General features: G+C 41.0%; 1 pseudogene. It reads right to left on the reverse strand.

The features are described from left to right. Positions 1-372, reverse strand: a pseudogene (locus tag P20439_RS19215) (IS5/IS1182 family transposase); the annotation flags it as partial. Positions 373-498: the final 126 nt, after the last annotated feature.

The following is a 498-nucleotide window of genomic DNA, read 5'->3' on the forward strand; positions in this document are numbered from 1 at the left end:
CTCATGCGCCACTATAAGGTGGTGCTTGGTATCAACCGCACTTTGCACGTTATAACTCACAACTCTTGTAAAACCTTGAGTTTTCATTAAACGTGAATCAGGATCAGTAGTGGATATTTGCTTGTCAGGATGAGCTTCAACTTGTTCTTTAATCTCGTGTAGTTTTTTTAACTGGCTGCGAAAGTCAGCTAGCCTATCTTTTGTGGCTTTAATTTTTGTGACGTTAGCTTGCTCTTTATCGGCTTCATCAAGTAATTCAAGGTAACGTTCAATGTTCTTTTCGACTCGGTCGATGTGGAATTTAACTTTGCTTGGCGTAAAATTATTGCCTTTGTTGTTGCTAGCTTTAAACTTACTACCATCGATGGCAACAACTGGTTTCTCAAATGCATATTCCGGAGCATCGTGAACAGTGATTCCGGCCCATCGTGAACACCCGTTCTGGTTTTAGCGTGAACGCTCATTCCGGTTTTATCGTGAACACTTTTGACTGACTTT

The sequence above is a fragment of the Pseudoalteromonas sp. BSi20439 genome (assembly GCF_000241165.1).
In the GTDB taxonomy this organism is placed as follows: domain Bacteria; phylum Pseudomonadota; class Gammaproteobacteria; order Enterobacterales; family Alteromonadaceae; genus Pseudoalteromonas.